Genomic DNA, 18,838 nt, shown 5'->3' on the forward strand with positions numbered 1-18,838 from the left:
GTTGCGGCGGCCGGGGCCGCGCAGGACCGTCAGTCCGCCAGTCAAGCGGGCGTCTTCGCGAGCTCCACCGGCGGCGTGCCGGCCTTGAACATGCTCGCCAGCTGCTTGCGCAGTTCGGGCGTGTCGGTGTGGCCGTGCACGGCCACGGCGTGCTGGACGGCGGCATCGAGCAGTTCGCCTTCGGAATCGGCGCAGAGCGCGACACTGCAGTTCATCGTGCTCGGATACTCGCGGCAGTCGATGTATTGGCGGGACATGGCGCCTCCTTTGTCCTTACGGACGTGCTTCGAAGATCAGGTTGAAAGGCGTCTCGCTGGCGCGGCGGAAGTGCGAGAAGCCGCCCTGCGAGACGACGTCGCGCAGGCGCGCTTCGCCGGCCTGCGCCCCCAGGCACAGGCCCACTTCCTGCGAACGCGAGGCCGGCGTGCAGATGAAGCTGGAGGCCGAATAGAACACGCGCCCCACCGGGTTGATGTTGTCCTCCAGCCGGTCGTTGGCAAAGGGCTCGACGATCATCCACGTGCCTTGCGGCTTGAGGGTGCGCCGCACGTGCGCCGCCGCACCGACCGGGTCGCCCATGTCGTGCAGGCAGTCGAAGACGGCGACCAGGTCGTAGTCTTCGCCGGGGAAATCCTTGGCGCTCGCGACCTCGAAGCGCAGGCGTTTTTCATCGTCGACGCCGGCCTTGCGCGCGGTTTCGCGCGCACGCTCGATCGACGGTGCGTGGTAGTCGAAGCCGACGAAGCTGGATTGGGGATAAGCCTGTGCCATCAGCAGCGTCGAGGCACCGTGCCCGCAGCCCACGTCCGCCACGCGCGCGCCGCTTTTCAGCAAAGGCTCGATGCCTTCGAGCGCCGGAATCCACTGGCTCACCAGGTTGGCCGCGTAGCCGGGCCGGAAGAAGCGCTCGGTGCCGTGGAACAGGGCCACGTCGTGCTCGTGCCAGCCGATGCCCAGGCCCGTGCGCATGGCCTGGACCATCTTGGGAATGATCTTGAACTGCGCCACGGCGATCTGGAACGCGCCGGGCACGAAGGCCGGGCTGCCTTCCTCGGCCAGGGCGAAGGCCTGTTCCTCGGTCAGCGAGAACAGCTCGCCTTTGGGGTCGTACTCGACGTAGCCGCTGGCAGCCTGGGCCGAGAGCCATTCGCGCAGGTAGCGCGGGTCCGTCTCGGTGCGGCGGGCCAGTTGCTCCGCGGTGGCGGGGCCTTCGGCCAGCGCCTTGTACAGGCCGAGCTGGTCGCCCACGACGATGGTGGCCGCATGCATCACGGCCCCGATGTCGTGGACGAAGTTACCCATGAACGCGTTAAGCCGTGTTTCGTCGATGGCCATGTGTATCCCCTTCGTCGACAAGCGACTGGCGCGCCCGCTGCCTGCCTATACTGAATTCGAGGCAAAGGGCCTGCGAGCATCCTGTCTCTCGATGCGTGCGGGCGCCATACGCAGCAATGCGTATGCACCGTGAAAGGGCATGCCATGACGCACCTGTCGCGCAACGATTGGGCGAGCGCACTTCGCCTGCTGGACAAACTGGAGTCCGGCCATGTGCCCGTGCGGCATCGCAGCGCCGACGCGCATCCCACGCGCACCACCCGCCGCATCGCCAAGGCGCCGGGCCGGCGCGAATTGCGCCGCGCCGCCCAGCAGGCCGACTACTGCCGGCGCGTGGGGCTGGAGCATGCGATGGCGGTGGCCTTCCTGTACCGGCTGGCCTGCCGCGCCCCGACGCCGTTGCCGGATGCACAGCCTGCCGGCCTCACGCCGCGCGAGGGCGATGTCATGCACTGGCTCTCGCAGGGCAAGACCGACGCCGAGATCGCCGCCCTGCTGACGATCAGCCCCCGCACCGTGCACAAGCACCTGGAGCATGTCTACGTGAAGCTGGGCGTGGAGACGCGCACGGCCGCCGTGATGCGCGCGCTCGCCATGGGCCGATCTGTCTGAAGAAGAGAGACCGGCTCCTTCCCCCTATTCGATGCGGAAGACGAACTCCTGCGTCGCCAGCACCTCGGCATCGCCCGTGGTCTGGCATTCGTAGCGCATCACCGCGGCGCGCACGGCCGAGTGGTACACGCGCGGCCCCGACAGGAAGCGCACCTCCTGCACATGGCCACCCTTGATGCGCACCTCGGCCTTGACCACGCCGCCGATGCCTTCGTCCATCGCCTTGCGCGGCATCTCGGGCTTGACCTGCCGCGGGCAGGCCACCGCGATGTCGGTGGTGGTTGCCTTCGGCGGGGCCGGCGGCGCGGGGGGCGCCGGCGGTGCGGCCGGCGGCGGCGGCACGGGCTCGGTGTTCTGCACGGCGGTGATCGCGGGCGCCGACGTGGCCGGCGGTGTCACGGCCGGCGGCGGCACGTAGGCCGGGCGCGGCGGCGGCGGGGCCTTGGGCGTTTCCTGGCGCACGATCTTCTTCGGCGGCGGGGGCGGCGGTGGTGGTGGGGGCGGCGGCTTGATCTCGCTGATGATGGTCGCATCCATCGGCTTCTTGATCAGCTCGACCGTCTGGCGCGCCAGCCCCGACACGAGCGCATAGCCCACGCCGACGTGGAACAGCACCATCACGGCGATGCCCACGGGGCCGAAGCGCGATTTCGGGTTGAAGTCCTTGCGGGAGCGCTTCATGGGATGAACTGCTCCGCGCCCACGATGCCCAGCTTGCTCACGCCCGTGCGCTGCGCCGAGGCCATCACGCCGGCCACCACCTCGTACTTCGCGCGGCGGTCGGGCCGCAGGTGCACCTCGGGCTGCACCGCCTGCGCGGCGACCTGCTCGAAGCGCCGTTCCATCTCGCTGCGGTCGGCCAGCGGTTCGCCGTTCCACTGCACGACGCTGAGCGCGTCGATGTCGATGCGCAGCACCTCGGGCTTGAGCTCGCTGGGCGGCGGGTTGCCCGTGGGCATGTTCAGGTTCACCGAATGCAGCTGGATCGGGATGGTGATGATCAGCATGATCAGCAGCACCAGCATCACGTCGATGAGCGGCGTGGTGTTGATGTCCATCATCGGCTCGTCGGAAGGCGTGCTGCTGCGCCGCCCCTGCTTCTGTTTTCTTGGCATGGCTTGCTTGTCTCGTCTCAGTTGCGCGCGGGCGGCTCGGTGATGAAGCCCACCTTGGCGATCCCGGCCGCCTGGCAGGCGTAGATGATCCGGCCCACCGGCTCGTAGTCGGAATGCCAGTCGCCGCGGATGTGCACCTCGGGCTGCGGGTTCAGGGCCGCCACCTTGGTGAGCCGCGCCACCAGCGCGGGCGTGCCCTGCACCGGCGTGTCGTACCAGTAGGTGCGGCCGGCGGCGTCCACCGAGATCACGACGGTCTCGGGCTTGCTCTCGCGCACCTCGTTGCGCTCCTTCGGCACCGCGACGGGCACCGAGTAATTGACCACCGGGATGGTGATGAGGAAGATGATCAGCAGCACCAGCATCACGTCGACCAGCGGCGTGGTGTTGATGGCCGCGATGGCCTGTTCCTCGTCTCCCCCGGAGGCCGGGATGTTCATCGCCATGGCGCGATCCGCTTGCGTGCGTGGGCGCGCGTCAGGCCGCGGCGCTGCCGGCCAGGATCACGGAGTGCAGCTCGCCGCTGAACTCGCGCACGTCGTCCATCACGGTGATGTTGCGGCGCAGGAGCCAGTTGTAGCCCAGCACCGCGGGCACGGCCACGGCCAGGCCGATGGCGGTCATGATGAGCGCCTCGCCCACCGGGCCCGCCACCTTGTCGATCGAGGCCTGCCCCGCCACGCCGATGGCGGTGAGCGCGTGGTAGATGCCCCAGACGGTGCCGAACAGGCCGACGAAGGGTGCGGTCGAACCCACGGTGGCCAGCAGCGACATGCCGTTGCCCAGGCGCCGCTGCACGCGCTCGGTGGCGCGGTGGATGCACAGGTCGACGAAGTCGGCGAAGTCGACCTTGCCGCGCAGGCCGTCGTGCTTCTGCGTGGCCTGCATGCCGGCGTCGGCGATGAAGCGGAAAGGGCTGCCCTCGGCCAGCCGCGCGGTGCCGGCCTGCACGGTGCCCGCGTTCCAGAACTCGTTGTCGACCGCGCGCGCCTGGCGGCCCATGCGCATCTGCTCGAGCAGCTTGGTGACGATCACGTACCAGCTGCCCATCGACATGATCGCCAGGATGGCGAGCACGGCCTTGGCGACGGCGTCGCTCTGCGACCAGAGCGCGCCCACGCCGTAGGGGTTGTCGACCTTGGCGGTGGCGGCCGGCGCAGCAACCGGGGCGGCGGGCTTTTCGGGCACCGCCACGGGCGCCGGCGTGGCGGCAGCAGCACTGGCCGCGGCCTGCGGTGCGGCCGGCGTCTGGGCGCCTGCGAGTTGCGGCGCGCTGCCCAGGCCGAGGGCCAGAACAAAGGGCGCGGCCACGGCCGTCAGCCGTGCAAGGAATGTCTTCGTCATCGTTGTCTTCTCCAGAAAAATAGATTGCTTCAGGCGCCGGCCTGCCAGCCGTGCGCCTTGTCCCAGACCGCCTGCACGCCGCTGCCCGCGCCGTCCACCACGTGGTAGCGGTCGTAGGGCGCGGCCGTCATGCAGGCGTGGTGCGGCAGCACGCGCACGCGGGCACCCAGGGGCAGCGCGCGGAACATGGCCTGTGCGTCGTCATCGCCTTCACAGGCGATCAGCCCGTGCTCCTGGTGCAGCTCGGCCACGCACAGGCCGGGCAGCGGCACCGTGCCGTCGGCCTGGCACACCAGCCCGAAGCCCAGGCCGGCGCGGAACTCGGCCGCCGACTGGTCCTTCGACAGCGCGAGCGCGCCGGCGTCGATCAGCACGCGGCGCGAGCGCGGGTTGTGGCCGATCACCGTGGCCAGCACCGACAGCGCGATCTCGTCCACGCCGCAGATGCCGCGCGCCGCCTGGTCCAGGTCGAAGAAGGTGTAGACGCCGGGGCGCATCTCGGTGACGCCCTCGAGCGACTGCGCGCACACGGCCGTGGGCGTGGAGCCCACGCTCACCACCTCGACCGGAATGCCGACCGCGCGCAGCCGCTCGGCCGCATGCACGGCGCCGGCGCGCTCGGCCTCGGCGATGGCGCGGATCGCCGTGCCGCCCTGCACGTGGTAGCTGTGGCCCGCATGCGTGAGCACGCCGGCCAGCGCCAGCGATTCGCTGCGCTGCACCTCGCGCGCGAGCGACAGCAGGCCGTCGTCGCGCGGACCGACGCCGCCGCGGCCGCCGCCCGTGTCGATCTCCAGCAGCACGCGAAAGCTCGCGCCCAGCGCCCGCGCGCGGGCACCGGCCGCCTGCACGGCCTCGACCGAATCGGCCAGCAGCGTCACGCGCGCGCCATGCGTGCGCTGGATGTCGTGCAGCGCCTCGATCTTGTTCGCGTCGATGCCCACGGCGTAGGTCAGGTCGGTGAAGCCGTGGCGCGCGAAGTAGGCGGCCTCGGCCACGGTCGACACCGTGAGCCCGCCGGCCTGCCCGCGCGTGGCGCGCCGCGCCACTTCGGCCGACTTGGCGGTCTTCAGGTGCGGTCGCAGCGCCACGCCGTGGCGCGCCGCGCGCTGCGCCATCGCTTCGCAGTTGCGTTCGAGCACGCCGACGTCGAGCAGCAGCGCGGGCGTGGTGAGTTCGGCCAGGGGCGTCATCGGCCGGTTCCGGACGCGATCTGCGCCATCACGCCGTCGATTTCCTCGGCCACGCGCTGCACGAGCGGCGGCAGCAGCACCAGCGTCATGTGCGCGGCGCCTTCGATGCAGGCCAGGCGGCGTTGCGTCGACAGCGCCGCATGCGCTTCCTGGAACTCGGGCCAGCGCTGCTGCACCGCGGCAATGGCCGGGTCGGCGCCGGCCGGCAGCGGCTGCTGCCTGGCCCACAGCACGGCCAGCGGACGCGCACCGAAGTCGGGCGACGCGGCCGCCTGGCGCGCGACGTGCGGCAGGCCGCGCACCTCGGCCACCATGGTGTCGAGCGCTTCGGGCGTGTAGGTCGCCTTCATCTGGCGCAGCACCTGCGGCATGTCGGCGAACAGGGCCTCGATGGGCGCCTGCTCCGCCGGCGGCGGGCCGCCGGCCTGGAAGTCCGCGCGCTTGACGCGCTCGGCCGCGAACTGCGATTCGGGCGGGTGCTCGTACATCGCGAACTGGTCGGGGTGGCTGGCGTCGAGCATCACCACGCCCGCGACCTGTTGCGGGTACAGGCCCGCGTAGACCCGGTTCAGCAGGCCGCCGAGCGAATGGCCGACGAGCACGATCGGGCCCGTCACGCCGGCGGCTGCGAGCAGCGCATGCAGGCGGTGCGCGGTGCGCTCGCCGTCGAAGGGCGCGTCGTCGGCTTCGCTCCAGCCCATGCCGGCGCGGTCGTAGCTGATCACCGGGTGCTTGGCCGCCAGCGCCTGCTGCAGGCGCGCGTAGGTCGGCGAGGCGCAGCCGCCGCCGGCTTCGATGACGAGCGTGGGCTGTGCGGCGCTGGCCGGCACGGGGCCGCTGCGCTGCAGGTGCATGGCGCGGCCGTCGATGGTGTAGAGCTCGCCGGGCGCGGCCATGTGGTGCGGGCGACCGGGTTGCTCCACGCGCGGCCAGTAGTCCAGGTCGCGCACGCGGTACGGCAGGTTGGCGAAGTCGGTGCTCAGCGAGGCCGGCGTCGACACGTACAGCACCGACTTGGCCAGGGGCCCGAACTCCGCGTGGAAGTGCTGCGCCGACTTCACGATGACCAGCTTCTTGGCCGCCAGGTCGATGCCCAGGCCCGTGAAGAGGTCGGCGCCGATGACCTGGTTGCGCTTGCTGATGAGCACGATGTCCACGCCGTCGGCCGCCTGCACCCACACGCACGGGCCCATGGGCGTGCGCACGCCCGAGAGGCCGCCCTGCGAGTGCGCCTCCACCACGTTCATCACGGTCACGTGCAGGTCGATCGGGTCGCCCGAGGCTGGGCCGCACTTGCCGCCCAGGCGCAGCTCGAAGCTCGCGCCCACGCCCGCGTCGCGGCACAGCTGCACCGCGCCCAGGTCCCACACGCCGCCGAAGGCCACGTCGCCGATGCCGCGCTCGACCACGGCGCGCAGCATGAAGGTGCTGTCGCTGGTGGCGCCGCCGCCGGGGTTGTCGGCGGTGTCGGCGATGACGACGGGGCCGCCCTGCACGGCCATGGCCTTGGCGAGCGTTTCCTCGATCGAGAGCGAGGGCACGCCGGTCTCGTGGCGCAGGTCCCAGAAGCCGCGGCCGAGTTCTTCGGCGAGCTTGGCGGCGAGCGCGGGGTCGTTGTCCGTCACCACCCACAGCTTGGCGCCCGACTCGGGCACGTCGGCCCAGGGGAAGCCATGGCCCAGCGACACCGAGAGCACGCCCGGCAGCTTCTCGGCGTCCTGCATGCGGCGCACGAAGCCGGCCATCGGCTCGCGCGTGGTGTGCCACTTGCCGACCATGCGGCAGTCGTGCACGGCCGTCACGGGCTTCACGCGGCCCTGCGCGGTGTCGACCACGATGCGGATCAGCTCGGTCAGGCGCTCGAACGCATCGGTGTGCGGATATTCCTTGTAGCAAATGATGGCGTCGGCCGTGTTCACCATCTTCTGCGTGAAGTGGCAGTGCAGGTCGAGCGAGACGCCGATGGGCACGTTCGGCCCGACGATCTCGCGCACGCGCGAGATCACGTCGCCTTCGCAATCGTCGTAGCCGTCGGCCACCATCGCGCCGTGCAGCACGAGGATCACGCCGTCGACCGGGCCGGCCTTGCGCAGGTCGTCCAGGATCTCGTCGCGCAGGCGCTCGTACACGCTGCGCACGGTGCGCCCCAGCGGCTGTGCGAAGGCCAGCAGGCTCTCGACCGTTTCATGGCCTTCGGCGGCCAGCTGCCGGCGCACTTCCACCGCGTACAGGCCGTAGCCGGTCGCGTCGCGCGTGCTGGCGTCGCCGCGGAAGATGCCGTATTCCTCGTAGCTGCCCAGGCCGGTGGGGGCCGAGACGAAGGTGTTGGTTTCGGTGGCGAACAGGGTGGTGAAGAACTTCATGCGCGGGGCTCCTGGCGGGCAAGGTGGATGTTTCGCGAGCGCGTCGTGGCAAACAGCAGTCCCACGACCCGGCCGCCCTTGCGCTCCACGTTGAGAACCGATTTGCCCAGCTGGGCCAGCACCGGGTCGACCGAGGCGAGCGTGGCCACGTCGGCCGACAGCGGCGTCAGCACGCACGCGTGCTGGCCGTGGCGGCCCTGTACGGTGAGCTGCAACCGGCCGTCGACCAGCACCATCCGCGCGGTGGCGTCGAGGTCGGGGCTGGTGTAGTCGCCGCACAGTTCGTCGGCGAGCGACGCGGCATCGGGCGCGGTCTCGGGCAGGCGCTCGAAGCGGCGCGGCTGGCCGCCTTCATGCAGCACGAAGGCATCGGGTGCGCGTTGCGGGTCGATGTCGACGGTGTCGATCACGAGGTCGTTCGTCGGCAGGTCCTGCAGGCCCAGCCACAGCTTGCCGTCGCCCTGGTTCAGGGGCCTGGCCTCGCCGGCCTGCCACGACAGCGCCAGCTTGCCGGCCACGTCCGCAAAGCCCAGCAGGCCGCCGGTGGAGGGGGCGTGGTAGCGCTGGCCGGGCAGCGCGGGGAAGGCGCTGGCCAGCGGGCGCACCTCGGGCGGCGCGAGCGCGTCGCCCAGCAGCAGCTCGATCACCTTGAGGGCCAACGCCGACGGCGACACGGGCGCGCCGTTCACCATGGCGATGATGTCCAGCCCGTGGCTGGGCACGCTGATCATCTGCGACTGCGCGCCGAGCACGGCGCCCGCATGGTGCACGATCTCGACGCCGCGGTACGGGTGGCGCGCGAGGCCGAAGCCGTAGTTCACCTGGGAGCCCGACGACAGCGTGGTGGGCGCCGACAGCAGCGCCCAGCTCTTCGCGCTGCCCACGATCTTCTCGCTGCCGTGCATGTGGGCGAGCCAGCGCAGCATGTCGTCCGCCGTCGACACCAGCGAGCCGCCGCCGTCGAGTTCGCACGGGTACAGGCCGCGACGCCAGCCGCCGCCGGGCGCGGGCATGTACAGGCCGGCCATGCCGGGGACCACGTCGAGGTCGGTCACCACCGACGAGGTGTCGGCCATGCCGAGTGGGTCGAACAGGCGCGCCTTCAGGAAGTCGTTGAAGCTCTTGCCGCTCACGCGCTCGACGATCTTGGCCAGCAGGAAGTAGCCGCCGTTGCTGTAGACCATGTGCGTGCCGGGCTCGAAGTTCAGCTCGCTCTGGCGCGCCATGGCCGGCAGGCCCGGGCCGGGCAGCGTGAACGTGAGGCCGTGCGCGATGGCCCACAGCTCGTCGTGGCCGCGCCAGCCGCTGGTGTGCGTGAGCAGGTGGCGCAGCGTGGGGCCGTTGGCGCTCAGTTGCGGCAGCTCGGGCAGGTATTTCTGCACCGGGTCTTCCACGTCGAGCAGGCCGTCTTCGGCCAGCAGCAGCACGGCCATGGCGGTGAAGTGCTTGCTGGTGGAGGCGATGCGCATGCGCGTGGTCGGCTTGAGCGCCACGCCCATTTCCAGGCTGGCCATGCCGACGGCGCGGCGGTACAGCAGGCGGCCATGCTGCGCGATGGCCAGCACCAGGCCGGGCGCGTCGCTGCGGTTCAGGGGCGCCACCAGCGCGTCGATGGCGGCCAGCGCGGAGGCGGTGTCAGGAAGAGAGGCTGAAGGGTGTGGTTGTGACATGGAGGAACAACGAACGATGAAAGGGGGAGCGGGATCTCGACGCGGAAGGCTCAGTTCGGCTTCGCTTCGCGCATCAGGCGAACGAACGGGCCTTCGGCGGCACGCAGCACCATGGCGCCCAGGCTGCCGCCGACCAGCGTGGTCACGACGATGGACACCGCCAGCCCGTTGGGCATCGACTTGAGGGCGTCCGACAACATGCCCACCACCAGCGGCCCCACCACGCCGAAGGGCAGGCTGGCCAGCGTGAGCATGGCGATGGTGCGGGCGCGCAGGTGCGGCGGCGCCGCGTCCTGCAGCACGTTGGGCAGCAGCACCGCACTGCCGATGAGCGGCACCACCAGCAGGCCCAGCAGCGCGAAGTTGTGGTTGGCCGAACTCGTGAACAGCAGCAGCGTCGACATCAGCGCCGCCGAGAGGTTGCCCAGCATGATCAGGCGCAGCGCCGCGGCCGGCCCCATGCGCGGCTGCACGTAGCGCATCGACAGCACGCCCAGCAGGCCGCCGGCCACCGTGCCGCACAGGAAGGCCAGGCCCATGCCCTGCCCCATCTGCACCGGCGTGACGCCGTAGGTGCGCGCCGTGAGGATCGGCAGCCAGGTGCCCAGCGAGCTCAGGCCCACGCTGGTCAGGCCCACGCCGACCACCAGGCCCGCGAAGGTGCGCCAGTGCTGGCGCAGGTGCTGGCGCAGGGTGGTGGCGCCCGGCGCGTCGGCGGCCGGTGCCCCCGGCGTTGCTTTGGCTTCCAGTGCGCCGCCGCGCGGCGTGCGCCGGATCGACAGCACCAGCAGCGTCACCGGAATGCCGGCGCTGGCCAGCACGAAGAAGGTCAGGCGCCAGGCTTCGAGCTGCTGCATCGCGACGGGCAGCCAGGGCCGCAGATCGTCCGTCAGGTGCACGATGGTGCCGCCCAGCAGCGCGCCCAGCGCACTGCCGAAGATGGCCGACAGCGCGAACACCGCATTCGCCAGCACCCGCTGCGCCCGCGGGAACAGGTCGGGGATCATGCTGTTGGTGATGGGCGTGAGGCCCGCCTCGCCCACGCCCAGGCCGACGGAGGCGACGAACAGCACGCCGTAGTCCATGGCCGTGCCGCGCATGGCGGTGGCGGCGCTCCACAGCACCACGCAGGCCGCGAGCACCACGCGCCGGTCGTAGCGGTCGCTGAGCCAGCCCAGCGGCAAGGTGGCGATGCCGGTGAACAGCACGATGCCCGCGCCCTGCAGCAGCCCGAGCTGCGTGTCGGACAGCGACAGCGTCTGGCGGATCGGCTCCGTCAGCAGCGTGAGGATGACCTTGTCGATCGAGCCCAGCACCGTCGCGATGATGAGCACCGCCAGCGCATACCAGGCGCTGGTGGGCGCCTTGCGGGTCGTTTCCAGGGCCGCAGGGGCGGCCGCATCCAGCGGCATCGGTGCCGCGAACGGTGGGAGGCCCGACATGTCAGAACGGAACGTTGACGTTCACGCCGATGGTGCGCGCCGGCACGAGTGCCGCAGTCACCAGGTTCGGGTTCGCGTTGAGTCCGGTTTCGATCGACACGATGCCGCGCTTGTTCGTCAGGTTGCGCACGTAGGCCGAGACGCTGAAGCGCTTGAAGTCGATGCCCGCCTGCAGGTCGACCAGCGTGTAGGCCGGCATGTTGATGCTCGGAATGGCCGTGCTGCCGCGGTAGCCCGCATCGCGCTTGCCGGTGTAGCGCGCGCTGATGCCGACGTAGGCCGGGTGGTCGGCGAAGCTGAAGTTGCGCGTCACGCCCAGCGTGGCGGCAAAGCGCGGCGTGTGCGGCAGGCGCGCGCCGGCCTTGGCGCCCAGGCCCTTGGCATCCTCGGTCAGGCGCGCATCGACGGCCGCGGCATTGGCGGTGAAGCGCCATTCCTTGCTGGGCTTCCAGTTGAGCGTGATCTCGCTGCCCTTGATGCGGGCCGCGCCCGCGTTGGTGACGAACACAAAGGCGCCGCTGCGCGTGGGCTGCTGCACGCCGGTCCACTCGATGTCGTACAGCGCCGCCTCCAGCGACAGCGTGCGGTCCAGCAGGTCGGCCTTGTAGCCCAGCTCGTAGCTCCACAGCGAGTCGGAGTTGTACATCGGCTGCACCACGTTGCGGTCGGTGTCGGCCTTGAGCACGTTGGGACCGCCGGGGCGGTAGCCGCTGGCCGCGCGGAAGTACATGGTGCTCGTGTCCGACAGCGTGTACTTGGCCGCGGCCAGGTAGGTGGTCGGGCTTTCCGACGAGGTGCCGGCGGCACTGGCGGCGACCGACCCGACGAGCTGGCCGGTCTGGCGGCTGGCGTACTTCTGGTTGTTGCGCGCCAGGCGCACGCCGCCGGTGAGCGAGAACTTGGGCGTCACGTTCCAGGTGACGTCGCCGTAGGCCGCCTCCTCGCGGTAGCGCGAGGACTGCGTCGAGGTCAGCAGGCCGAGGCTGCGGCCCCCGATCAGGTTGGCGTCCATGACGCCGTTGTTGCTGCCGCGTTCGCGGTTCAGGTACAGGCCCGCCAGCCACTCGATGGTGGTGCCCGAGCGCGAGGTCAGGCGGAACTCCTGGCTGACGCGGTGCTGCTCCACGGCGCTGTTCACCGGCACCGAGGCCACCGGCAGGCGCAGCGCGCTCAGCATCGGCCCGTAGCGGCCGGTGACGTCGACGGTGTTGTTGATCTTCACGTCCTGCGCGGAGGTGATCGAGTTCAGGCGGGCCCAGCCGAAGTCGTATTCCACGTCCAGCCCGAACAGCTGCGTGAGGTTGCTGTACGACTCGTTGGCCGACAGCTGGCGCGTGCGCTCCCGCGTCCAGGGGCGCAGCGTGCGCTGGTCCATGTCCTCGAAGCCCAGGCCCTTGCGATGCACGTCCTGCACGGTGCCCGTGAGGCGCACCGTGAGTTCGCGCGTGGGCGTCAGCAGCAGCGAGACCCGGCCGCCGTCGGTGTGGCCGCGGTCGATGTTGCGCCCGCGCGCCAGGCCCGTGGCGTCGTAGCTGCCGCCGAACTGGTCGGTGAAGGCAGCGAAGCGCACGGCCGCCACGTCTTCCTTGAGCGGCACGTTGAGCACCGCGCCGGTCGTGAAGCCGGGGCCGCCGCCCTGCGTCCACGAGGTGCCCAGCTTCACCGAGCCCGCGAACTCCATGGTGTCGGGCTGGTTGGTCACGTACTTGAGCACGCCGCTCATGGCGCCGGCGCCGTACAGCGTGCCCTGCGGGCCGCGCAGCACCTCGATGTGGCTGAGGTCGAGCATGCCCATATCCAGCGGCGTGTTGCCACCGCTCGCGCCGGCCGAGCTCATGCCGGTGGCCACGTCGTCCACGTACACGCCCACGGTCGCGATGCCCTGCACCGGGCCGGTGGTCAGCCCGCGCATGGTGAGCGTGCCGCCCACGCTGCCGCTGCTGGTGAGGTTCACGCCCGGCTGCTCGGCCACGTAGTCGGCCAGGTTCTTGGCGCCCGCGCGCTCCAGCGCCTGCGCCTTCATCACGTTGACCTGCATCGGGATCTCGCGCACCGGCTCGCGGCGGCGCGTGGCGGTGATGGTGACGCTGTCGAGCGACTGCGGTGCCTCGTCGGCCTGCGGCTTGGCTGCGGCGGCCGTGTAGATCACGATGGCGCCGTCATCGCCGCGGCGCGTCTGCAGCGGCGTGCCTTCGAGCAGCCGCGCCAGCGCGTCCTGTGGCGACAGCGCGCCCTTCACGCCGCGCGTGGCCACGCCCTTCACGTCGTCGACCTTGTAGAGCAGCTGCACGCCGCCCTGCGCGATGTAGGCGTCCAGTGCGGTCTTGAGATCGCCGCCGCTCACGTCGAAGCCCTGCGGCGGGGCCTGCGTCTGTGCGTGCGCAGCCATGCCGCTGGCCAGCGCCCACGCGCCGCCGATGACCCACGGGCGCAGCGCGCCGTACGTTCGCTTCTTCTTCTGGGGCGGCAGGCCGGTGCGGGGCGCGGTGCGATTCATTGTGTGTGTCTCCAGCGTGGTTATTTGTTTGGGTACCCACTGAGACGAATGCCCCGTCACATTCCGGTAATTTACGGATTCGAAATTCTGATTTCGTTGCCGCTCTCATGCGCGGCAAGACCGAAGCCCTGCTTGAGAAGCCCCACGAAGCCGCTCATGTTGTTCGCATCGAAGCTGCCGCCGATGCGCACCTGCGCGATGACCGGGTCGGCGATCACGAGCTTGCGCAGGTTGTAGCGATTGAACTGCGCGGCCGCGTCGCCCAGCGTGGTCTGGTCGAACACGAGCTTGCCTTCGCGCCAGCTGAGTTCGTCGTCGACCTGCTTGGGCGCCTTGGACATCACGAGCACGTTGTCGGCATGCGTGACGGCCGCCTGGTTGCGCGTGAGCACGGTGGGCTCGGCGCTTCGGGCATCGGGCTTGGCCGCGGCGATCTGCACGCGCCCTTCCTCCACCGTCACGTTCACCTGCTCGCCCTGGCGCCGCACGAGAAAGCGCGTGCCCAGCACGGTGATGCGGCGGTCGCCGGCGATCACGACGAAGGGATGGTTCTTGTCGTGCGCGATGTCGAAGTAGGCCTCGCCCGCATCGAGCCACACCTTGCGCCCGCTGTCGTTCACGGCCGTGCGCACCTGCGTGGCGGTGTTCAGCGTGAGCTTCGAGCCGTCGGACAGCGCCACCGACTGGCGCGCGCCCACGGCCGTGGCGTAGTGCTGGCCGCGCTCTTCCTGCGTGTACTGCCAGCCGAGCCAGGCGGTGCCGGCGGCGGCCACGAGCACGCCGGCGGCGATGCGTTGCAGCGAGAAGCGCGACAGGCGCTGCGCCGGCCGTGCGGCCTGCGGTGCGGGTGCCGGCGCCGGTGTGGGCAGGGGAATGGGGATCGCCGGCGTGCGCAGCGCGCCCAGCCGGTCGCCGCGCTCCCAGGCGCTGGACAGCCGCAGCCAGGCCACGCGGTGGGCGATGGAGGCGGCGATCCAGGCGTCCAGCTGCTGCTGGTCGGTGTCGGTCCAGTCGCCGCTGTCGCGGCGGGCCAGCCAGTCGGCGGCCAACGATTCGATGCGCTGGGCTTCGCTCATGTCGAGAGCCTCCGCTCGTTCTGCGCTCGCCCGAAGGCCTTGGTGTCCAGCTGCACGCCGCCCGACAGCAGGGCGTCGGCCAGGGCGCGCACGCCGCGCGAGACCTGGCGCTCGACCGTGTCCTCGGTGATGCCCAGTTGCGTGGCGACCTCGCGCTGCGAGAGCCCGTCGATCTTGCGCATCTCGACCACGCGGCGGCACTTGGAGGGCAGCGCGTCGAGCGCGGTCTGCAGCAGCCGCAGCTCGCCGCGGCCGGCGGCGTGGCGTTCGGGCGTGAGCTCGTCGGCCGAGAAATCGAGCGCGTCGAGGTCGGCAATGATCTCGATGGAAACGATCTGCGCGCGCCGGGCGCGGTCGATCAGCAGGTTGCGCGCGGTGGCAAAAACGAAAGGCTTGACCTGGTCGGGCATGGATCTGGAGGCGGACTCGTAAATGCGCACGTAGACGTCCTGCCGCAGGTCGGGCACTTCGGCGTCGTCGCGCCAGTTGCGGCGAAGGAAGCGCGTGAGCGCGGCTTCCATCGGCAGCACCTCGCTGACGAACCAGGCATCCAAGTCACTGAGAACCACGAAGCGCTCCTGGAAATTGAAGGGCCGACACACAAAGCGGCAGGTCGCCGGGATTGACGACAGACAGTGAGACGAACGGCCCGAAGATTTCCGGTAACGCGCGAAGGCCCGCCGGCGAAATTTCCTTGAATTCCCATGCCCGGCGGCGGACCCGGAAATTCTAGAAGGCTGGGCCCGAGGGCTTTTCCCCCTTGCCCCGTTACCGGAAAGTGCGCTCGAACTCGTCTCACCGGGGGCAGAAGAAAAACCAATTCGCGGAAAACAGACCGACATGATTCGAATCCGGAGGCAGCCCCCCACCTTCCTTGCCCTCTTGCTCACCCGCCCCCGCCTTGCCCTCGTGGCCGCCGCCGGCCTGCTGGCGACGGGGCTGGCCCTCGCCCACGCGCGGGAGTTCGACGTGAAGGGCGGCGAGCTGCGGCCCGCGCTCGACGCCTACATCGCGCAGTCGGGCGTGCAGCTCATCTACAAGATGGAAGACGTCAAGGACCTCTCGACCCGGGGCATCAGGGGAAAGATCGCCGCCGACGCGGCGCTGGAGCGCCTGCTCGACGGCACGCGCCTGCGCGTGCGGCGCGGGCAGGACGGCGCGATGGTGCTCATCGCGCCGGCCCGCTCGCCCGCGGCCGCCCGATCGGAGCCGCCGCCGCGCGTCGAGTAATACGATTGGTTTCCCTCGCGCACCTGCGCAACACTCCGGCCCCCAGGAACCCCGCGAGATGCACCGCAATGGCGCGCATTTCTCGCACTTTCTGACACACTAGCTGCGCAACGCGCGAAGGGTGTGTGCCGTGCCCCCATGGCCGGCCCGGCCGGTGGTCCCCGCCGCTTCGCTGCACCGCCTGCACGACGCCCATGAAACTCTTCGCGACCGCGAAACGCCGCATCAGCCTGAACACGCGCCTCAGCGTCGGCGTTGCGGCCGTCGTGCTGGCCACCACCTTCATCATCGCCACGGTGGCGCTGCACCTGGTCAAGAGCCGCATGCAGGCCTCGATCGCCAACGAGGAGTTCGCGCGGCTGTCGGCCATCGCGAGCGCGGTGGAGCAGAAGTTCGCCAGCCGGCGCATCCTGCTGAAGACGATCTCCGAGAGCGTGGGCTCGCACGGCATCACGAACGCCGCGCCGCTGCAGGCCTTTCTCGAAAAGCACCAGTCCTTGCGGGCGGCGTTCGACAACGTCGCCTTCCTGGACACGGACGGCGAGCTGGTCGCCAACCTGAACGGCGCGCGACAGATCGGCAAGGTGAACGTGAAGGACCGCGCGTACTTCAGGGACACGGTCGCCGCGCGCACGGGCGTGATCTCCGAGCCTTACCGCAACCGGCTCAACGGCCTGGCGCAGGTCGCCATCACCGAGCCGGTGCTCGATGCGGCCGGCCGGGTGCTGTTCGTGATCTCGGGCTCCATCAACCTGAAGGACCGCAACATCCTGGGCGAGCTGGCCGACGTGCGCTTCGGCCAGACGGGCTACGTGTTCATCACCACCGCGGACGGCATCGTGATCGACCACCCGCTGGCCGACCGCGTGCTCAAGCAGGCCAACATGGCCATGGCCGACGACGCGCCCGACCTGGACCGCGCGATCGGCGGCTTCGAAGGCACCATCGAAGGCGTGAACCATGCGGGCGTGCCCGGCCTGTACGCCTTCAAGCGCATTCGCCAGGCCGACTGGATCATGGGCTCGATGTACCCGCGCCACGAGGCCTTTGCCCGCATCGAAGCCATCGAGCGCACCGCGTGGATCGGCGCCATCGTGCTGGCGCTGCTGGCCGGCGCGCTCGCGCTGGCCGTGGTGCGCCAGCAGCTGCGCCCGCTCACCGGGCTGCACCGCCACATGCTCGACGCCCACGCGGCGCCCGCGCAAACGGCCGTGGCGCGCACCTACCCGGACGACGAGATCGGCGACCTCTCGCGCACCTTCGACCGGCTCATGCAGCAGCACCAGGCCAGCGAGAAGTTCCTGCGCGACATCACCGACAACCTGCCGGCCATGATCTCGCACGCCGACGCGCAGGGCCGCTACACCTTCGTGAATGCGCGGCTGTGCGAGGAGCTGGGCTACAGCGCCGAGGAGCTGGTGGGCCAGCCCGTGCAGAGCATGAGCGGCCTGCACGACGACCCGACGCTCGAGCACAACCTGCGGCGCGTGCTGGCCGGCGAGGCCGTGTCCTTCGAGCGGCGCGGCGCCGCGCACCGCGACGAGGAAGAGCACTTCTTCCAGACCGACTTCATCCCCGAGCTCGACGCGCAGGGGCGGGTGTGCGGCTACTACGCGATGACCTTCGACATCACGCAGCGCAAGCACATCGAGCTCGAGCTGGCGCACAGCGAGGCGCAGATCCGCACCATCGCCGACAACATTCCCGCGCTGGTCTCGCACGTCGACGCCGCGCTGTACTACACCTTCGTCAATGCCAAGGTGCGCACGCTGCACCACGGCCAGCCGCTGGTCGGCCAGTGGATGCCGGCCGTGCGGGGCGCGGCCGATTTCGCGGTGGTGCGGCCCCACATGGAGCGCGCGTTGGCGGGCGAGACGGTGATCGTCGAGAAGGCCGGCGACGCGGCGCTGGGCATCGGCGACCGCACCTTCAAGGCCCACTACATCCCCGACCAGGACGCCGAAGGCATGGTGCACGGCGTGTTCGCGATGACCTTCGACATCACCGACGAAGTGAACATCCGCCGCGCCCTCACGCAGCAGGAAAAGCGCCTGCGCGACGTGACCGACAACATCCCCGCGCTGGTCGCCTACTTCGACCGCGACGAGAACTGCCTGTACGGCAACAGCCGCGCGCGGCGCATGGCGGGCCTGGACGAGCGCGCGCCGCTGGACGGCGTGACGCTGCGCTCGGCCGTGGGCGAGGCGGTGTACGTGCAGCACACGCCCCACCTGCCCACGGTGCTCGCCGGCAGGGCCACGCAGTACCCGGTGCAGGTGCCGATCGACGACCGGGAGGCGCACTTCCAGGTGAACCTGATTCCCGACAAGGACCTGGCGGGCCACACGGCGGGCTTCTACCTCATGACCTTCAACGTCACGGCGCTGAAGGAGGCCGAGCGCAAGCTCATCGAGCTGGCGCGCATGGACGTGCTGACCGGCCTGCCGAACCGGCTGGCCTTCAACGAGCAGCTGCCCGCGGCGATGTCGCGCGTGCGCCGCGCCGAAGGCGGCATGGCGCTGATGTTCCTGGACATCGACCACTTCAAGGCCATCAACGACACGCTCGGCCATTCCACCGGCGACGGCGTGCTGGCCGAGTACGCGCGCCGGCTGCGCGCCAGCGTGCGCGAGACCGACACCGTGGTGCGCCTGGCCGGCGACGAGTTCGTGATCGTGCTGGAGAACGTGCACTCGCAGGACGCGGTGGCGGGCGTGGCGCACAAGATCGTCTCGCAGATCGCGGCGCCGGCGTTCCCCGTGGAAGGCCGGCGGCTGGACGTCACGACCAGCATCGGCATCGTGTTCGTCGAGACGGTCGATGCCACCGTCGGCGCCGGCGAACTGCTCGCGCGGGCGGACACGGCGCTCTACGCCGCCAAGTCGCAGGGCCGCAACCGTTTCGCGTTTTACCGTTAGCGTCGGCACACCCGCCGCGCCCCCACAACCACCAGGAGATCGA

General features: G+C 70.5%; 16 protein-coding genes. 3 read left to right on the top strand and 13 right to left on the bottom strand.

What is annotated here, in order from left to right; all coding sequences use genetic code 11:
* Positions 1–41 precede the first annotated feature (41 nt).
* Both AC07SQ_RS07880 and AC07SQ_RS07885 read right to left on the bottom strand, forming a co-directional pair.
* On the bottom strand, positions 42–257 hold the full coding sequence (locus tag AC07SQ_RS07880; protein WP_070062088.1) for a DUF1059 domain-containing protein: 216 nt from the start codon (positions 255–257) through the stop codon (positions 42–44).
* Positions 258–273: 16 nt separating this feature from the next.
* Positions 274–1,335: a class I SAM-dependent methyltransferase gene (locus AC07SQ_RS07885; protein WP_062482952.1), complete on the bottom strand. Its 1,062-nt coding sequence runs from the start codon at positions 1,333–1,335 to the stop codon at positions 274–276.
* Positions 1,336–1,479: 144 nt separating this feature from the next.
* On the opposite strand from AC07SQ_RS07885, the gene AC07SQ_RS07890 reads away from it, so the two are divergent.
* The gene (locus AC07SQ_RS07890; RefSeq protein WP_159275496.1) at positions 1,480–1,947 is read left to right on the top strand and encodes a helix-turn-helix transcriptional regulator; all 468 of its coding nucleotides are present in this window, start codon (positions 1,480–1,482) and stop codon (positions 1,945–1,947) included.
* A gap of 24 nt (positions 1,948–1,971) precedes the next feature.
* Here AC07SQ_RS07890 and AC07SQ_RS07895 read toward each other — a convergent pair whose 3' ends face one another.
* From AC07SQ_RS07895 to AC07SQ_RS07945, 11 genes are all read right to left on the bottom strand, one after another.
* The gene (locus tag AC07SQ_RS07895) at positions 1,972–2,628 is read right to left on the bottom strand and encodes an energy transducer TonB (RefSeq protein WP_070062086.1); all 657 of its coding nucleotides are present in this window, start codon (positions 2,626–2,628) and stop codon (positions 1,972–1,974) included.
* Positions 2,625–3,062 (bottom strand): ExbD/TolR family protein, encoded by a 438-nt coding sequence (locus tag AC07SQ_RS07900; protein ID WP_095948762.1) that lies wholly within the window; start codon positions 3,060–3,062, stop codon positions 2,625–2,627. The genes AC07SQ_RS07895 and AC07SQ_RS07900 overlap by 4 nt, the downstream gene beginning before the upstream one ends.
* 17 nt (positions 3,063–3,079) lie before the next feature.
* The gene (locus AC07SQ_RS07905; RefSeq protein WP_139702541.1) at positions 3,080–3,508 is read right to left on the bottom strand and encodes an ExbD/TolR family protein; all 429 of its coding nucleotides are present in this window, start codon (positions 3,506–3,508) and stop codon (positions 3,080–3,082) included.
* 31 nt (positions 3,509–3,539) lie between these two features.
* On the bottom strand, positions 3,540–4,406 hold the full coding sequence (locus AC07SQ_RS07910) for a MotA/TolQ/ExbB proton channel family protein (RefSeq protein ID WP_095746596.1): 867 nt from the start codon (positions 4,404–4,406) through the stop codon (positions 3,540–3,542).
* A 29-nt stretch (positions 4,407–4,435) separates the two neighbouring features.
* Positions 4,436–5,599 carry an alanine racemase gene (locus AC07SQ_RS07915; protein WP_495272205.1) on the bottom strand — a complete coding sequence of 388 codons (1,164 nt, stop codon included), beginning with the start codon at positions 5,597–5,599 and terminating at the stop codon, positions 4,436–4,438.
* Positions 5,596–7,962, bottom strand: a complete 2,367-nt coding sequence (locus tag AC07SQ_RS07920) for an alpha/beta fold hydrolase (protein ID WP_495272204.1) — start codon at positions 7,960–7,962, stop codon at positions 5,596–5,598. Before AC07SQ_RS07920 ends, AC07SQ_RS07915 begins: the two co-directional genes overlap by 4 nt.
* On the bottom strand, positions 7,959–9,632 hold the full coding sequence (locus tag AC07SQ_RS07925; protein ID WP_495272203.1) for a serine hydrolase domain-containing protein: 1,674 nt from the start codon (positions 9,630–9,632) through the stop codon (positions 7,959–7,961). Before AC07SQ_RS07925 ends, AC07SQ_RS07920 begins: the two co-directional genes overlap by 4 nt.
* A 50-nt stretch (positions 9,633–9,682) precedes the next feature.
* A complete protein-coding gene (locus AC07SQ_RS07930; protein WP_139702536.1) occupies positions 9,683–11,074 on the bottom strand; it encodes an MFS transporter in 1,392 nt (463 codons plus the stop codon).
* A gap of 1 nt (position 11,075) precedes the next feature.
* The gene (locus tag AC07SQ_RS07935; RefSeq protein ID WP_495272202.1) at positions 11,076–13,571 is read right to left on the bottom strand and encodes a TonB-dependent receptor; all 2,496 of its coding nucleotides are present in this window, start codon (positions 13,569–13,571) and stop codon (positions 11,076–11,078) included.
* 71 nt (positions 13,572–13,642) lie between these two features.
* Entirely contained in the window at positions 13,643–14,647 is a 1,005-nt protein-coding gene (locus AC07SQ_RS07940; RefSeq protein WP_495272201.1) for a FecR family protein, read from the bottom strand.
* Entirely contained in the window at positions 14,644–15,216 is a 573-nt protein-coding gene (locus AC07SQ_RS07945) for an RNA polymerase sigma factor (RefSeq protein ID WP_235944170.1), read from the bottom strand. Before AC07SQ_RS07945 ends, AC07SQ_RS07940 begins: the two co-directional genes overlap by 4 nt.
* Before the next feature lie 313 nt (positions 15,217–15,529).
* On the opposite strand from AC07SQ_RS07945, the gene AC07SQ_RS07950 reads away from it, so the two are divergent.
* Both AC07SQ_RS07950 and AC07SQ_RS07955 read left to right on the top strand, forming a co-directional pair.
* The gene (locus AC07SQ_RS07950; protein ID WP_493193176.1) at positions 15,530–15,877 is read left to right on the top strand and encodes an STN domain-containing protein; all 348 of its coding nucleotides are present in this window, start codon (positions 15,530–15,532) and stop codon (positions 15,875–15,877) included.
* Positions 15,878–16,071: 194 nt separating this feature from the next.
* On the top strand, positions 16,072–18,795 hold the full coding sequence (locus AC07SQ_RS07955; protein ID WP_495272200.1) for a sensor domain-containing diguanylate cyclase: 2,724 nt from the start codon (positions 16,072–16,074) through the stop codon (positions 18,793–18,795).
* Positions 18,796–18,838: the final 43 nt, after the last annotated feature.

This window comes from Variovorax sp. GW821-FHT06D12, from assembly GCF_059419205.1.

What these genes read in the sequence shown, in the direction of transcription:
- AC07SQ_RS07880 (WP_070062088.1), bottom strand. Translation starts at nt 257, where the DNA reads ATGTCCCGCCAATACATCGACTGCCGCGAGTATCCGAGCACGATGAAC.
- AC07SQ_RS07885 (WP_062482952.1), bottom strand. Translation starts at nt 1,335, where the DNA reads ATGGCCATCGACGAAACACGGCTTAACGCGTTCATGGGTAACTTCGTC.
- AC07SQ_RS07890 (WP_159275496.1), top strand. Translation starts at nt 1,480, where the DNA reads ATGACGCACCTGTCGCGCAACGATTGGGCGAGCGCACTTCGCCTGCTG.
- AC07SQ_RS07895 (WP_070062086.1), bottom strand. Translation starts at nt 2,628, where the DNA reads ATGAAGCGCTCCCGCAAGGACTTCAACCCGAAATCGCGCTTCGGCCCC.
- AC07SQ_RS07900 (WP_095948762.1), bottom strand. Translation starts at nt 3,062, where the DNA reads ATGCCAAGAAAACAGAAGCAGGGGCGGCGCAGCAGCACGCCTTCCGAC.
- AC07SQ_RS07905 (WP_139702541.1), bottom strand. Translation starts at nt 3,508, where the DNA reads ATGGCGATGAACATCCCGGCCTCCGGGGGAGACGAGGAACAGGCCATC.
- AC07SQ_RS07910 (WP_095746596.1), bottom strand. Translation starts at nt 4,406, where the DNA reads ATGACGAAGACATTCCTTGCACGGCTGACGGCCGTGGCCGCGCCCTTT.
- AC07SQ_RS07915 (WP_495272205.1), bottom strand. Translation starts at nt 5,599, where the DNA reads ATGACGCCCCTGGCCGAACTCACCACGCCCGCGCTGCTGCTCGACGTC.
- AC07SQ_RS07920 (WP_495272204.1), bottom strand. Translation starts at nt 7,962, where the DNA reads ATGAAGTTCTTCACCACCCTGTTCGCCACCGAAACCAACACCTTCGTC.
- AC07SQ_RS07925 (WP_495272203.1), bottom strand. Translation starts at nt 9,632, where the DNA reads ATGTCACAACCACACCCTTCAGCCTCTCTTCCTGACACCGCCTCCGCG.
- AC07SQ_RS07930 (WP_139702536.1), bottom strand. Translation starts at nt 11,074, where the DNA reads ATGTCGGGCCTCCCACCGTTCGCGGCACCGATGCCGCTGGATGCGGCC.
- AC07SQ_RS07935 (WP_495272202.1), bottom strand. Translation starts at nt 13,571, where the DNA reads ATGAATCGCACCGCGCCCCGCACCGGCCTGCCGCCCCAGAAGAAGAAG.
- AC07SQ_RS07940 (WP_495272201.1), bottom strand. Translation starts at nt 14,647, where the DNA reads ATGAGCGAAGCCCAGCGCATCGAATCGTTGGCCGCCGACTGGCTGGCC.
- AC07SQ_RS07955 (WP_495272200.1), top strand. Translation starts at nt 16,072, where the DNA reads ATGAAACTCTTCGCGACCGCGAAACGCCGCATCAGCCTGAACACGCGC.